General features: G+C 37.0%; 1 pseudogene. It reads left to right on the top strand.

The features are described from left to right. Positions 1–2 precede the first annotated feature (2 nt). Positions 3–305 (top strand): annotated as a pseudogene (locus WFZ85_RS16175) (ATP-dependent Clp protease ATP-binding subunit ClpX); the annotation flags it as partial.

Below are 305 nucleotides of genomic sequence, written 5' to 3'. Positions count from 1 at the left end.
GAATCAATGCACACGTATGCGATAGATGCATCGAGCCAGCGCATGGAATAGTGTTAGAAGAACTTAAAGGCTCTACAACTTTAAAAAAGAAATCCAATGATTTAGTTTTAAAAAAGCCCAAAGAAATTAGAAAATTCCTCGACCAATATGTCATTGGACAAGACCAAACCAAACAGGTCATGTCAGTTGCTGTGTATAATCATTACAAAAGATTGATGCAGCTACAAAATGAAGAAGATGTTGAAATTGAAAAAAGTAACATCATCATGGTGGGTCAAACAGGAACGGGGAAAACACTGGTAGCC

This window comes from Flavobacterium aureirubrum (assembly GCF_038739835.1).
Classification (GTDB): Bacteria; Bacteroidota; Bacteroidia; order Flavobacteriales; family Flavobacteriaceae; genus Flavobacterium; species Flavobacterium aureirubrum.
This window is presented reverse-complemented; position numbering and strand designations above follow the sequence as displayed.